10 protein-coding genes and 1 pseudogene are annotated in these 14081 nt (G+C 74.0%); 5 read left to right on the forward strand and 6 right to left on the reverse strand.

Going from position 1 to position 14081, the window contains the following annotated elements; all coding sequences use genetic code 11:
- The 3 genes and pseudogenes from FMEAI12_RS39860 to FMEAI12_RS12115 form a co-directional block, all read right to left on the reverse strand.
- Positions 1-136, reverse strand: a pseudogene (locus FMEAI12_RS39860) (cysteine methyltransferase); the annotation flags it as partial.
- The gene (locus FMEAI12_RS12110) at positions 133-1758 is read right to left on the reverse strand and encodes an AlkA N-terminal domain-containing protein (RefSeq protein WP_112106099.1); all 1626 of its coding nucleotides are present in this window, start codon (positions 1756-1758) and stop codon (positions 133-135) included. The gene FMEAI12_RS12110 and the pseudogene FMEAI12_RS39860, both read right to left, overlap by 4 nt.
- 174 nt (positions 1759-1932) lie before the next feature.
- Positions 1933-4377, reverse strand: a complete 2445-nt coding sequence (locus tag FMEAI12_RS12115) for a bifunctional diguanylate cyclase/phosphodiesterase (protein ID WP_112106100.1) — start codon at positions 4375-4377, stop codon at positions 1933-1935.
- A 586-nt stretch (positions 4378-4963) separates the two neighbouring features.
- Between FMEAI12_RS12115 and FMEAI12_RS12120 the strand changes: the two genes are divergently transcribed.
- From FMEAI12_RS12120 to FMEAI12_RS12140, 4 genes are all read left to right on the forward strand, one after another.
- Positions 4964-5374: a YccF domain-containing protein gene (locus tag FMEAI12_RS12120; RefSeq protein ID WP_112106101.1), complete on the forward strand. Its 411-nt coding sequence runs from the start codon at positions 4964-4966 to the stop codon at positions 5372-5374.
- A gap of 537 nt (positions 5375-5911) precedes the next feature.
- The gene (locus tag FMEAI12_RS12130; RefSeq protein WP_071064093.1) at positions 5912-7303 is read left to right on the forward strand and encodes a cystathionine beta-synthase; all 1392 of its coding nucleotides are present in this window, start codon (positions 5912-5914) and stop codon (positions 7301-7303) included.
- A 93-nt stretch (positions 7304-7396) separates the two neighbouring features.
- Positions 7397-8554 (forward strand): cystathionine gamma-synthase, encoded by a 1158-nt coding sequence (locus FMEAI12_RS12135; protein WP_112106103.1) that lies wholly within the window; start codon positions 7397-7399, stop codon positions 8552-8554.
- Positions 8555-8877: 323 nt separating this feature from the next.
- Positions 8878-9873 (forward strand): hypothetical protein, encoded by a 996-nt coding sequence (locus FMEAI12_RS12140; protein ID WP_112106104.1) that lies wholly within the window; start codon positions 8878-8880, stop codon positions 9871-9873.
- Between the two features lie 551 nt (positions 9874-10424).
- Here FMEAI12_RS12140 and FMEAI12_RS12145 read toward each other — a convergent pair.
- Entirely contained in the window at positions 10425-11141 is a 717-nt protein-coding gene (locus FMEAI12_RS12145; protein WP_112106105.1) for a response regulator transcription factor, read from the reverse strand.
- Positions 11138-12394 carry a histidine kinase gene (locus FMEAI12_RS12150; protein WP_235013923.1) on the reverse strand — a complete coding sequence of 419 codons (1257 nt, stop codon included), beginning with the start codon at positions 12392-12394 and terminating at the stop codon, positions 11138-11140. The genes FMEAI12_RS12145 and FMEAI12_RS12150 overlap by 4 nt, the downstream gene beginning before the upstream one ends.
- Before the next feature lie 88 nt (positions 12395-12482).
- On the opposite strand from FMEAI12_RS12150, the gene FMEAI12_RS12155 reads away from it, so the two are divergent.
- The gene (locus tag FMEAI12_RS12155) at positions 12483-13490 is read left to right on the forward strand and encodes a hypothetical protein (protein ID WP_112106106.1); all 1008 of its coding nucleotides are present in this window, start codon (positions 12483-12485) and stop codon (positions 13488-13490) included.
- On the opposite strand, the gene FMEAI12_RS12160 is transcribed toward FMEAI12_RS12155, so the two are convergent.
- Positions 13468-14070 (reverse strand): transferase, encoded by a 603-nt coding sequence (locus FMEAI12_RS12160; RefSeq protein ID WP_235013924.1) that lies wholly within the window; start codon positions 14068-14070, stop codon positions 13468-13470. The two genes, FMEAI12_RS12155 and FMEAI12_RS12160, sit on opposite strands and share 23 nt — an antisense overlap.
- Between the last annotated feature and the right edge of the window lie 11 nt (positions 14071-14081).

The raw sequence follows: 14081 nt of genomic DNA on the forward strand, positions 1-14081 counted from the left end.
GGTGGCGCTGGGCGTCCAGGTAGCAGCCGACGAGCGCGCCGCCGCTCGCCACCAGCGTCAGCGGCCCGACCGGGCTCTCCACGACGGCGTGCGTGCGCTCGGCGGCGTCCGGCGGGACGGGTTGGCTGCGGGTCACAGGCGTTCCTCTCGGCGGGCGGTGGCCGGGCCGGGGTGATCCGGCGCGGGCATCCGGTTGACTGGATGGTCGAGCACCGCCCACAGGTGCTGGACGGCATAGGCCCGCCAGGGGCGCCAGGCGGCGGCATGCCGGGACAGCGCGGCGGGGGTGGCCGGCAGACCGAGCCGTTCGGCCCCTCGGCGGACACCGAGATCACCGGGCAGGAAGGCGTCCGGGTCGCCGAGGGCCCGCATCGCGATGGTCTCGAGCGTCCACGGGCCGATGCCGGGCAGGGCCGCCAGCGCGGCGCGGGTCCGTTCCCAGTCTCCGCCCGCACCCAGCTCGATCATGCCGGACGCCAGCCCGCCGACCAGCGCGGCGAAGGTCCGCCGCCGGGCGGCCGGCAGAGCGAGCCCGCGCGGCGCCCCGGCCCGGCAGCCGGCCGGGACGGCGTCCGCGAGGGCGGTGGACTCGGCGTACTCGGCGTACTCGGCGAGGTCCGCGATCTGTGGCCAGAGGTGGGTGAGGCCGCCTTCCGGATCATGGATCGGCGTGCCGACGGCCGTGACGAGCCGCGCGGCGTGGGTCCGCGCCGCCGCGACGGAGACCTGCTGTCCGAGGACTGCGCGCACCGCTAGCTCGGCCGGGTCGACGGTGCGCGGAACACGCCGGCCCGGTGCCCGCGCGACCAGCGGCGCCAGCGCCGGGTCGGCGGCGAGCTGCCCGTCGACGGCGATCGGGTCCGCGTCGAGGTCGAGCAGCCGGCGGCAGCGGCCGATGACCGGCGCGAGGTCGCGCACGTCGGTGAGGGCGAGCCGGCAGCCGATGTGGTCGGGCAGCGGCCGCAGGGCGACGATCGCGTGCCCGTGCGGCGTGCGCATCGTGCGCCGGTAGGCACCGTCCCGCCACTCCTCGACCCCGGGAACGGCCGTCGCGACGAGGTGCCCGAACAGGTTGTCGGGATACAGCGGGGCCCGGAACGGCAGCCGGACGGTCAACGTCACGGCACCGGTGGCCGCCCTCGGTACCGGCACGACGGACGGGGGCGTCGCCGGGTTGCGACGGCGTCGCAGATCGCTCGGCGCGGCGGCGAAGACCTCGCGCATGGTGTCGTTGAAGGCGCGGATGCTGTTGAAGCCGGCGGCGGTCGCGACGTCGCCCATGCTCAGGTCCGTGGTCTCGAGCAGGAGCCGGGCGGTCTGGGCGCGCTGGGCGCGGGCCAGCGCGAGCGGCCCGGCACCGAGCTCGGCTGACAGGTGCCGCTCCACCTGGCGTGCGCTGTAGCCGAGCTGACCGGCAAGCCCGGGGACACCGTCGCGGTCGACGACGCCGTCCACGATGAGCCGCATCGCGCGCGCCACGACGTCGGCGCGGTGGTTCCACTCCGGCGAGCCGGGACTCGCGTCCGGGCGGCAGCGCTTGCAGGCCCGGAACCCGGCGCGCTGGGCGGACGCGGCGGTCGGGTGGAACCGCATGTTCTCGGCCCTGGGCGGCCGCGCCGGGCAGCTCGGCCGGCAGTAGATGCCGGTGGAGGTCACCGCGACGAAGAACCACCCGTCGAACCGGGCGTCCCGCGACCGCACCACCCGCGCGCACAGCTCGGCGTCGAGATGCGGGCGGGCGGGCGCGGTGATGGGCACCCGTCCAGCATTCGCGCGCGGGAACCGCCAGGTCCAGCGAGAATCCGACACCACGGTCCGCGGCCGGGTCCGGCGGCGGCATCGACCGCGTGGCCCGACGTGGGCCAATCAGCGCGTGTGCCCCCAGCGCGGGCCCGGGTCGGTGGTCACCGCGCGGGCCGGGCGGGGGCTCGGTCAGCTGGCGGCGAAGGCGCGGCTGAGCATGGTCGCGGCGAACTCGTCGGCGGGGACCGGCTCTCCGAACAGGTGGCCCTGGCCCAGGTCCGCGCCGAACGAGCGCAGCGCCGCCGCCTGCTCCGGCTCCTCGACCCCCTCGGCGGTGACCGACAGCCGCAGCCTGCGGGCGAACTCCACGATCGCCTCCACGAGGTGGTCGTCCCGGCCGGGCTCGGTGCCCCGACCGAGCTTCTCGACGAAGAGCCCGGCGAGCTTCAGCCCGCGCACCGGCATGGTCGACAGGTAGACGAAGTTCGACCACCCGGTGCCGAAGTCGTCGATGACGATGCGGACGCCCAGGTCGTTGAGCGCGTGCAGCGCGGTGACCTGGTCGCCGCCGGAGTCCATGAGCACCGTCTCGGTCAGCTCGAGCTGGAGCCGCCGCGGCGGCAGGCCCGTCCGGTCCAGCACCTTCTCGACCGCGCCGACCAGGCCCGGCTCACGGAGCTGGCGGGCGGAGAGGTTCACGCTGATGAACATGTGCGCCGGCCAGTCACGCGCGGTCTCGCAGGCCCGTTCGAGCACCCACAGCCCGAGCTGGACGATGAAGCCGGAGTCCTCCGCGAGGGCGATGAACTCACCCGGACGGGTTGGCCCGAGGCGGGGGTGGTCCCAGCGGAGCAATGCCTCGGCCCCGGCGACCGTGCCGTGCCGGAGGTCGATGATCGGCTGGTAGGCCAGCGAGAACTCGCCTCTGTCCAGGCCCGGGCGCATCGATCGGGACATCAGGCCACGTGCGGCCTCCCGGGTGCCGCGGTCGGGGTCGAAGGCCGTCCACCGGTTCTTGCCGCCGTTCTTCGCCCAGGTCAGCGCGGCGTCGGCCGCCGCGACGAGGTCGGACGGGCTGGTGTCGGCGACCGCCATCTCGACCACACCGATGCTGCACGTCGCGGGCAGGTCGCGGCCGTCGACGCGGGCGGGCTCGCGCAGCGTGTCCAGGACCCGCCGGGCGATGCCGGTCATCTCGTCGAGCCCACCGCAGTCCGGGACGAGAATCATGAACTCGTCACCGCCCATCCGGGCCACGGTGCGCTCCGCCACGGCGATCCCGCCCAGCCGGCGGGCGACCTCGGCGAGGAGCTGGTCGCCCACCTCGTAGCCGAAACCCTCGTTGATCATTTTGAACCGGTCGAGGTCCAGACAGCACAGGCCGACCCGCGCGGACGGCGGCGCGTCCCGGAACACCGCCTGCAGCCGGTCGAGGAACTCGGCCCGGTTCGCGAGTCCGGTCAGCGGGTCGTGCTGGGCATGGAAGCGGAGCTCCTCCTGCAGGCGGCGGCGTTCGGTGATGTCCTCGAGCATCACGACGCCGAACCAGTCACCGGCCACTCCGGGCCAGGTGGTCGAGAGCGTCAGCGCCACCCAGGTCGGCGTCCCGTCGGGCCGCAGGATGCGGCATTCTCCGCGGGACCGGCCGCGCCGGGCCTCACGCCACAGCCAGCGCACCACCTCCCGGTCGGCCGGATGGACGATCTCGGGCAGCGGCCAGGCCAGCGGGGCGGTGTGCCCGCTGAGGCCGAGGATCTCCAGCGCGGCGTCGCTGGCCTCCACTATGCGCCCCGTCCGGTCGGCGACGAGCATGCCGAGGGCGGTGCCGCTGAGCACGGCGTGCAGCCTGGTCTGGGAGATCCGCCGCTCGCGCTCGGCGCGGGCCCGGGCGCCGAGGTCGACGCGACGCGCTGCGGCCTGGCCGTCCCGCGTGCGCTCCCGGAGGGTCTCGGTGTGGCCGCGGACGAGCTCGCCCAGCAGGTCCACGACCCGCTCCGTCGACGCGGCGGACACCCGGCCCGGCAGCGTGTCAGCCCGTGGCGGCCTGCGCAGCAGAGCGCCCTCGCCCGACGGCCCGGCCCCGGGAGCGGCCGCGCCGCTGTTCCCCATCGCGGCGGTCGCCGTACCCGTGGGCACCCGCCCGGCGAGCCCCTTCGCGGCGGTGGCCGTGGCGGCAGGCCCCGTCGCCGCGGGCGCACCGCCGGCGAGCCCCATCGCGGCGGTCGCCGTCGCGGCGCCCGGGTGAGCCGTGCCCGGGTGAGCCGTGCCCGGGTGAGCCGTGCCCGCCGGGCTGGTCCCGGGGCCGTCGGCCGGGCGAGCCCAGCCGCCGGTGTGGTGGGCCAGGTGCCGGCCGAACAGCCGGACGGTCCGTCCGAGGGCCTCACCGGACGTCACGTGGCCGTGGACCAGCCGCGCGCCCACGTCATAGCCGATCTCGGGCCGGAACGGCTCGGCACTCACCGCCCGGACCAGCGCCGCCGCCAGGCGTGCCAGCCAGGCGCGGGCGTCCGCGGCGGCGAGCGGAAGGAGATCGACCGCAGTGATCTCGGCGAACCACCGGTCCACCAGGTCCGCCGTCTCGGTCTCGATCGTCACCGGATACCTCAGTCCCGCCGTGGAGTACCGCTTCCGCATTGCCGGTCATTCACCGGAACTGCTCGCTTACCTCGCGTTATCATTCGGACAAAACGGTCGGATTCTCCCAACCGCCGCAAACCGTACTCCAGTCTGCACGGCCACCGCGGTCTCCAGCCCAAGCGCGCCATGGGCACGATTGCCGTCCCGCCACCGTTTGACCACTCGAGAACCGGGCATCCACCCGTCGCCACCACGCCGGGAAAGCACCATGAGGCCGGATGCCGGCACGGGTCTCCTGTGAGGAGTACCACCCCACCGGTGGCCCGAGATTCCGGTGCCATCCAAGGAAAAGAACGAGAAGGAGACACGAAGGCGCGGCCGGGGGCGGCGACGGAGCGCCTCGCCCGAGCCGAGAAGCGCGGCGTGTGCCGTGCAGGGCCGTGGTAATGCGCCGCGGGCGCCGGACGGCCCGTCCGGGGAGGTCCGTCCGGGGCTGCATATCCGGGCCGGTCCCCAGGTGGACGATGCCGGATGTCCCGGAGCAGGCGGTGGCCCCGGAGCAGCGGACACGCGAAGCAGAAGACACCGCGAAACAGAAGACACAGGGAGCCCCTGAGCGGGCGACAGGGAGGCGACCGCGCAGATGCGCATCGTACTCAACGTGATCTGGCTGGTGCTGTGTGGAGTGTGGCTGGCGATCGGCTACGCCCTCGCCGCCCTCGTCTCTTTTCTTCTCATCATCACGATTCCGTTCGGCATCGCGTCGCTGCGCATGGCGAACTACACCCTGTGGCCGTTCGGACGCCGCGTGGTCGACAAGCCGACCGCGGGAACGGCGTCACTGATCGGCAACGTTCTGTGGATCCTGCTCGCCGGATGGTGGCTGGCGCTCGGCCATCTGACGACGGGCCTCGCGCTGTGCCTGACTGTCATCGGCATCCCGCTCGGACTGGCCAACTTCAAGCTCATCCCGGTGTCCCTGATGCCGCTCGGGAAGGACATCGTCCCGGTCGACAGCCGTGACAGTGACCCCTACCTGGCCGGATACCGGTAGGCCGGCCCGTCGGTATCCGGTAGGTCAGCTGGCCGGTCGCCGGCGGGCGGTGGCGGTGTGCCGCCGAGGGCTGCCCGATGCCCGTCGGCGCGGCGTGTCTGACGACGTGTTCCGCGTCAATCGCGCCGACGCGCGGCTTCGCCCGCGCATTCCCCTTCGGTACCATCTGCGGGCTGGTGCAAGGTGCCGGGTACCAGCTCGGAATCGATCTGGGTGTATCCGAAACAACCGTCGCGGCCATCGAGGCGGGGTGGCCTGCCGTCGTTCCGATCGGCGGCTCCGCGTCCGTGCCGACAATTCCGCACATCGGCGTTCGACCTGGGCTCGGACTTGGTTCGAGACCGCCGTCCACACGGCGATGCCGTCCGGGTTCGTCGTCGCGGGCGGCGTGGAACCCGTCCGGACATAGCTGCTCCTTCGGCCCGCGCCGGCGGCATGTGCCGTGTCCGGAAGGCGGACGCGGCACACCGCCGGTAACGTCGTCGCTGGCGGCTACTGGCGGCGATCGGGGCGACATCTCCGGCGAGAGGCGGGCAGATGGACGTGTACGACCATGTCACCGACCTGGTCGGTGACACGCCCCTGGTGCGGCTGACGCCGACGATCGCCGACACGGCGACACCCGTGCTCGGCAAGCTCGAGTACCTCAACCCGGGCGGCTCGGTGAAGGACCGCATCGCCCTGTCGATGGTGGCGGCGGCCGAGCGCGACGGCCGGCTCGCCCCCGGCGGGACCATCGTCGAGCCCACCAGCGGGAACACCGGTGTCGGCCTCGCCATGGTCGCCGCGCGGCGTGGCTACCGCTGCGTCTTCACCATGCCGGACAAGATCAGCGAGGAGAAGCGGGCCGTCCTGCGGGCCTACGGGTCCGAGGTGATCGTCTGCCCGACGGCCGTCGCGCCGGACGATCCCCGCTCCTACTACTCGGTCGCCCGCCGGGTGTGCAGCGAGACCCCCGGTGCCTGGAGCCCCGACCAGTACTCCAACCCCGACAACCCGGCCGCGCACGAGGCCTCCACCGGCCCGGAGATCTGGCGGGCCACCGGCGGGCGGGTGACGCACTTCGTCGCCGGCATCGGCACCGGCGGGACGATCAGCGGGACGGGCCGCCACCTCAAGGCGGTCAGCGGCGGCACCGTGCAGGTGATCGGCGCCGACCCCGAGGGCTCGGTCTACTCCGGTGGCAGCGGACGTCCCTACCTGGTCGAAGGCGTCGGCGAGGACATCTGGCCGGCGACCTACGACAAGGCCGTGGTCGACCGGGTGGAGGCCGTCAGCGACCGCGACTCGTTCCTGATGACGCGCGAGCTGGCGCGCCGGGCCGGAATCCTCGTCGGCGGCTCCTGCGGCCTGGCGGTCGTCGCCGCGCTGCGGGTCGCCCGCGAGCTCGACGCGGCCGGGACGACCGACGCCTGCGTCGTGGTCCTGCTCCCCGACTCCGGCCGCGGCTACCTGTCGAAGATCTTCAACGACGAGTGGATGTACGACAACGGCTTCCTCGACCCGCCGTCCGACGAGCCGACGGTCGCCTCGGTGCTCGCACACAAGGCCGCGCAGACGTCCGGGCCGCCGAACCTCGTCCACGTGCATCCCGACGAGACCGTCGGGGCGGCCATCTCGTACCTGCGGGAGTACGGGGTCTCGCAGATGCCGGTGGTGCGCCACGAGCCGCCGGTGCGGGCCGCGGAGGTGGCGGGCGCCGTGCTGGAGCGCGAGCTGCTCGACGCCGTCTTCGCCGACCGGGGGACGGTGGACGCGCCCGTCGCCGACCACATGTCGCCACCGCTGCCGACGGTCGGCGCCGGCGAGCCCGTCTCGGTGCTGGTGAGCGCGCTCGGCGAGAACCCGGCCGCCCTCGTCCTGGGCGAGGGGAACCCGACGGGGATCCTCACCCGGGCCGACCTGCTGGGGTTCCTCGCCGTCCGGTGAGATCCGGTGAGATCCCGCTCCGCCTCCTGAAGTCGCCGCTTGTTGAAGTCGCCGCCTGTTTGAAGTCCGGGCTCGAGTGCGAGGGTTGTGGCCATGGGTGATCGGAACGCGGGATTCGAGACCGTCGCGGTGCACGCGGGCCAGGAGCCCGACCCTGCCACCGGCGCGGTCGTCGTCCCCATCCATCCCGCGTCGACGTTCGCGCAGGACGGCGTCGGCGGGCTGCGGGCCGGCTTCGAGTACGCCCGCTCGGGCAACCCGACCCGCGCCGCGCTGGAGGCCAGCCTGACCGCGCTCGAGCGCGGGGCCGCGGCGCTCGCGTTCGCCTCCGGGCTGGCCGCCTCGGACGCGCTGCTGCGGGCCGTGTGCCGTCCCGGCAGCCACGTGGTGATCCCCGGCGACGCCTACGGCGGCACGTACCGCCTGTTCGCGCGGGTGCTGGCCGAGTGGGGCGTCGAGCACACGGCGGTCGACCTGAGCGACCCGGCCGCCGCCGTGGCCGCGATCCGGCCGGGGGCGACGGCGCTGGTGTGGTGCGAGACGCCGACCAACCCGATGCTCGCGATCGCCGACATCGCCGCGCTCGCCGCCGTCGCGCACCAGGCGGGCGCGCTGCTCGTCGTCGACAACACCTTCGCCTCGCCCTACCTGTGCCAGCCGCTGACGCTCGGCGCGGACGCGGTCGTCCACTCGACCACGAAGTACCTCGGCGGGCACAGCGACGTGGTGGGCGGGGCGGTGGTGACCGCGTCGGCGGAGCTCGCCGAGCGGGTGCGGTTCGTACAGAACGCTGCCGGGGCCGTGCCGGGGCCGTTCGACGCCTGGCTGGTGCTGCGCGGGATCAGGACCCTCGCGGTGCGGATGGACCGGCACTGCGCGAACGCGCGGGAGATCGCCGCGCTGCTCGCCGGCCACACCGCCGTGTCGGCCGTCCACTACCCGGGGCTGGCGAGCCACCCCGGCCACGACGTCGCCGCCAAGCAGATGCGTGACTTCGGCGGGATGGTCTCGTTCCAGGTCCGGGCCGGCGCGGAGGCCGCCCTCGCGGTGTGCGCCGCCACCCGGCTGTTCACCCTCGCCGAGTCGCTGGGCGGGGTGGAGTCGCTGATCGAGCATCCCGCGCGGATGACGCACGCATCGGTGGCGGGCTCACCGCTCGCCGTCCCCGACGACCTCGTACGGCTCTCCGTCGGCATCGAGGCGGCCGACGACCTGGTCGCCGACCTCGAACAGGCACTCGACTCGGCCTGACGCGCGGTTTCCCGCAAACCGCCGCTTGCCGACCCGACCCGACCGACCCGACGCCAACCCGACCCCGGCCCGGCGGTTACCCACCGGGCCGGGCTCATGAGGTGTGGGCGAAGCCAAGCACATTCCGCCGTCGCACGCGCACGGACATGGCACCACATGACGAAGGTCCCGACATTGGACCGGAGTGACGACATAGAGCTTTGTGCTCGCTACCGTCAGAGTAGCTTCTAGATCGTCTCTTTCCGGAGAATAATCATGAGATTACGTCCGGATCATCCGGGCCTCCACCGCCGTAACCGGACAACGACGCTCAGGAGTGCGGGATGGACGAAGCGGCGGACCGGCGGCTGGTCGTTGCCACCTGTGCGACCACAGCCGCACTCGCGCTGGGCGGTTCGCGTCTCATGATCTCGCCGGAGGACCGTGGCCGCGACACACTCGACCGGATCGAGACGGGCCTGCGGACCATGGCCCATCGCTGGGAGACGATGGCTCCCAGCGAGCTGGTCGAACGCCTCGATCTGATCGCCCGGCACACCGAGACGATGGCGGGTAGCCGCCAGTCGGCCGCGGTGCGCCGGGACTGGCGTCGAACGCACAGCAGAGTGCTCGTGATGTCGGCGGTGGCCCAGGGCGACAACGGCATGTCCGGGCGCGCGGTCGTGTCGGCCCGCACCGCGCTCGTGCTCGCCCGGCACGTCGGTGACGCGCCGACCGCGGCACACGCGGGCGTCGTGCTCGCCGAGCTCGCCGCCTACACGTTCGACAGTGTGGACGACGGTCTCGCGCTCGCGCTCGCGGCACGGGCGACGGCACCCAGCTCCCACACCGCGGTACTCGCGATGACCACCGAGGCCAACATCCGCGCCGGGCGCGGCGAGCCGGCCGACCGGGTGATGGCGGTGCTGCGGGAGGCCGAGGATCTCGCCCGCGAGCTGACCCCGGCGACCCAGGGCTACGCCCTCGACGGCCTGCACCCCGGCTACCTGCCGACGTTCGGCGGCGCCGCACTGATCGGCGCGGGAGCCCTCGACGAGGGACGTCAGCGACTGGCGACGGCGGTCGCCCTGTTCGACCGCTCACGCGCGCCCGGAGCGCTCGCCGCGGTGCGGCTCTACCAGGCGTCCGCCGCGGTGCACGCCGACGCGCTGGACGAGGCGCAGACCCTGGCGACCCGGGCGCTGGCGACCTCCGCGGTACGTCCCACGGCCTGGCTGACGAACGGGATCATGTCGCTCGCCGACCGGGCGCGGCGCCGCGGCGCCGACTGGACAGGGCTGGTCAACCAGGCGCGGGAATGGGCACCGGCGGCGGTGTGAGACCGCCACGGGGCAGTGGCGGCGCGCGGTGTCCGCACGGCGCGCGCGTTCCCGCGCGACGCGGACGTCGGCGCGGATGTGACGGCGCGGACCAACCAGGCGACAGCGGCCGCGACCACAGCGACCGCGATGACGACAACCAGCACAGCAAGCACCGCGGTGAACGGCGAACCGGTCAGGACATCGGCCAGCCAGGATCCCCGCGATCCGGAAGTTCCGGGGACGGAGTGTCCATTCATGCGAATGGGCGGGGGCGTCGGCACCGGCACCGCAGCCGGTGCGGAAGGCGGGCCAGCGGAAATCTGCGACAGCGAACTCAAAGACACGGCCGGGACGGTAGCGGATGCCCGACCAGCAGCTTCAGGTGACTTGATCATGTCCACAAAAGTGCAGTGGCGATCACTCAGCTTATTTTCCGCGCAGCCCCGCCTATTACCTTGATAAGTAATATGTACAACCCGTAACACCATGGTCGCACTAAAGGGCTAGTCCGTGGGCTGACTGTATCGAGTATAAACCGCCGCTGTCAGCACCGGACGCACACCATTCGCTCATCTGCTCAGGTTTCGCACACCCCCCGCGGGGCCGGATCCGCCCGAGCCCGGCGAGCGCAGCCCCACGTCGTGCGCCAACACGATCGCCCCGGCCCGGTCCCGCACCTCGAGCTTGCCGAAGATGCTGCCGACGTGCGCCTTGACCGTCCGCTCGCTGACCCGCAGCTCGATCGCTATCTCCCGGTTACTGGCCCCGCGCGCCATCGCCCGCAGCACCTGCAGCTCCCGCTCGGAGAGGCGCTCGAACCGGCGCCGGACCGCGAGATCGGCCACGGCCCCGGTGCGCAGCGCGCCGAGCAGACGTCCGCTCGCCGACGGGTCGATCCACGAGCCTCCCTCGGCGACCAGCCTGATCGCGCGCACGATGTCCTCGGCTGGCCGGTCCTTGAGGATGAAGCCCGCCGCCCCGGCCGCCATGGCGCCCCAGACGACGTCGTCGTCGCTGAACGTGGTGAGCACCAGGGCCGGCGGGTGCTCCCCCAGCCGGGCCAGGGCGCGCAGGGCGTCCACCCCGTCCATCCGGGCCATGCGGATGTCGAGCAGGATGACGTCCGGGCGGACCGCACGCACCGCCGCGACGACCTCGTCGCCGTCCGAGCGCTCGGCGACGATCTCGATACCCGGCTCCCCGCTCAGGACGAGCGCGATGCCCGCGCGGACGAGCTGCTGGTCGTCGACGAGCAGCACCCGCAGCGCGGGCCCGGCGACGCTCACCGGGGGCCACCCCCGACCGGGCCGACGGCCACCGTGGGGATCGTCGCCGTGACCTCCCAGCCGCCGTCCCGGGGTCCCGCGACGACCGACCCACCGAGCGCGTGGACCCGCTCCGCCATCCCGGCCAGGCCCATCCCGCCGCCCGGCCGCGGACCCCTTGCCGCGGGCAGGACGCCGTCACCCGGACCGGGCCGCGCGTTGCGGACGGTGACCCGGACCGAGTCGGCGAGCATCTCGACGGTGATCCACGTCGCCGTGCCGCCGGCGTGGTGCAGCACGTTGGCCAGCGCCTCCCGGACCGTCCGGAACAGCACCGAGCCCGCGGCCTGGTCGAGCCCGCCGAGCCCGCCGGTCACGGTGAGCTCGACCGCGAGCCCGCTGCGCCGGTAGCCGTCGACCAGCGCGGCCAGGTCGTGCGCGTCCGGCAGCGGCCCGCCCGAATCCCGGTCGGCGCGCAGGGAGCCGCCGGTGGCGGGTGTGTCCCCGCCGCCGAGCAGCCCGACGGCCCGGCGGATTCCCGCCAGGCTGTCCCGTCCGACCTGCTCGGCCCGGGCCAGCGCCTCGTCGGCCAGCGCGGGGTCGCGTCGCATCGTGCGCCGGGCCCCGGTGATGTTGAGCAGCGCGACGGCGAGCGAATGCGCCACCAGGTCGTGGACGTCCTGGGCGATACGCCGGCGCTCGTCCGTCGCCGCGGCAGCGACCAGCCGGTGCTGGGCCCGGGCCAGCTCGGCGGCGAGCACCGTCGTCCGGCGCAGCACCACCCCGGTCGCCGTCGCGTACAGGGCGGCGGCGCCCCAGACGATCGAGCCGGAGGAGAGGTAGCCGTCGTGCGGCGCCGCCGGCCGACGGCTGAAGTCCACGTACGACAGGGCCGAGACGGCCGCAATCATGAACAGGTTCAGCGGGGCGGATGCCGAGCGCAACGCCACCCAGGCCGCGAGGGCCACCGCGACGAGGATGGCGGTCTTCGGCGCGTCCAGCAGGATCAGCGCGGTGACCATCGCCAGGCCCAACGGCCCGGCCACCACGGGCGGCACCCGCAGGCCGCACGCTTCGGCGGCCGGCGGCGCGACCGCGAGCGCGATCAGCAACAGCGGCCACGGCTCCAGGCCCACGAGCACCGCCGAGATCAGCGCGGCGACCGCGGTCAGGCCGTAGACCGCATGGTCGGCGAGGCGCACCATCCCGGCGACCGGGTCGGTGCCGGCCTCGCCGGCCGTCACGCGCCCGGCATCCATGCCCACGAGATCCACCGTACGAGCCGCCGGCGCGCGCCGCCTCGTACCCGCGACGGCCCGCGGCCCGATGTGCCCGCCTGTCCCCGATGGCCTACTCGGTGTCATGCATCCCCTCGACGCGGGTGGCGCACCGCCGGTCAGGCCGGGCGGCCTGACCGCCCGCCTGCTCGGCGGCAGGACGGCGGTGCTCGCGCTGGGCGTTCTCGTCGCGGCCCTCGCAGTGCCCATGACAACCGCGACGACCGCGACGGCCCCACCGCCGCGACCCACGACATCGGCGGCGGACGGCGGCTCCGGGCACGAGAGCGGCCTCGCGCTACATCGGATCGTCCTGTGGGGGGACTCGCTCGCCTGGGAGGCGCGGAACTCGTTCTCCCAGGAAATGCGACAGGCCGGCGCAAATGTCATGACCAGGACTTTTGGTGGGACGGCCCCCTGCGACTGGCTGGGTGACATCACCGCCCAGCTCCGGTCGTGGCGGCCGACGGGCGCCGTGCTGGCCTTCTCGGGGAACACCGTCTCGGCCTGCATGCGCGGCCGGGACGTGCTGACCGCCTACCGGGCCGACGTCGCCGCGGCGGTCGACGCGTTGACCGCCGCCGGGGTGGACGTCCACCTCGTCGACGCGCCCGCCCGGCCGGACCAGCCGGTCAACGCGGACGGACTGACCCCGCTGGCCGGGCTGTGGCGGGAGCTCGCCGCGCACCGGGACGGCGGCGTGGCGCACCGGGACGGCGGCGTGGCGGTCGTGCCCGCCGCGCTCGCAGTGACCGCGGGCGGCCACTGGGCCCGGTACCTGCCCTGCGCCCCCGGCGAGCCCTGCGAGTCCCGGCGGCCGGGACTGCCCGCCGGGCCCGCCGGACCACCCGCGCCGGGCTCGGGAGCGGCTGTCGCGACCGATGCGACGGGCGGGCGCGCCGAGGCCGCTAAGGTGGCCCGCGGCGCGACGGCGACCGCGGGCCCGGGGTGGGTGATGGTCCGGGGGCCGGACGGCGTGCACTTCTGCCCGGTGGACACCGCCCCGATGCAGCCGTGCCCGGTGCGTTCCGCGGGTGCCGAGCGCTACGGCGCGGCGATGGCCGCACCCTTCACCCGGCGGGCGGGCGCATGATCCTCGCGGGGGCGGCGAAGACGGTGGCACCCGCCGGGACGTCGGTCGTGACGATCGAGCCAGGTCCGATCTTCACGTCGTTCCCGATCGTGATCGGCCCGATCAGGTGCGCGCCCGGCGCGATGTCGACTCGGGCGCCGATCTTCGGGACGGCATCGGGCGGGGCGTCCGTCGAGGCGTACCCGATCGTGACGCCGTGCCGGATGATCGTGTCGTCGCCGATCACGCAGTAGCGCGGGATCATGACCGCCTGGTGATGCCCGATCAGGACGCGACGTCCGATGCTGGCGTCGACGGAGATCTCGGTGCCCTGGAGGTTGCGGATGACGATGTTGTTCACGGCCTTGAAGGCGATCGTGCCGAACCTGCCGACCAGCCCGCCGCGCTCGCGGCACCACCGGCCGAACCGGTGGACGGCGAGCGCCTGGTAGCCCGGGTGCAGCCGCGACCCGTAGTGGACGTCCCTGTCCTCGCGCAACTGCGCCCGCAGCGAGAGCGGCGCGCCCCGCGACCCGGCCACGGCGGCCCGCGCCGCCGCGGGCTCCTTCGCGATGGGCTCCCCCGCAACGCGCTCTGGCACGACGGGCTCGG

It is taken from the genome of Parafrankia sp. Ea1.12 (assembly GCF_900465275.1).
Taxonomy (GTDB): domain Bacteria; phylum Actinomycetota; class Actinomycetes; order Frankiales; family Frankiaceae; genus Parafrankia; species Parafrankia soli.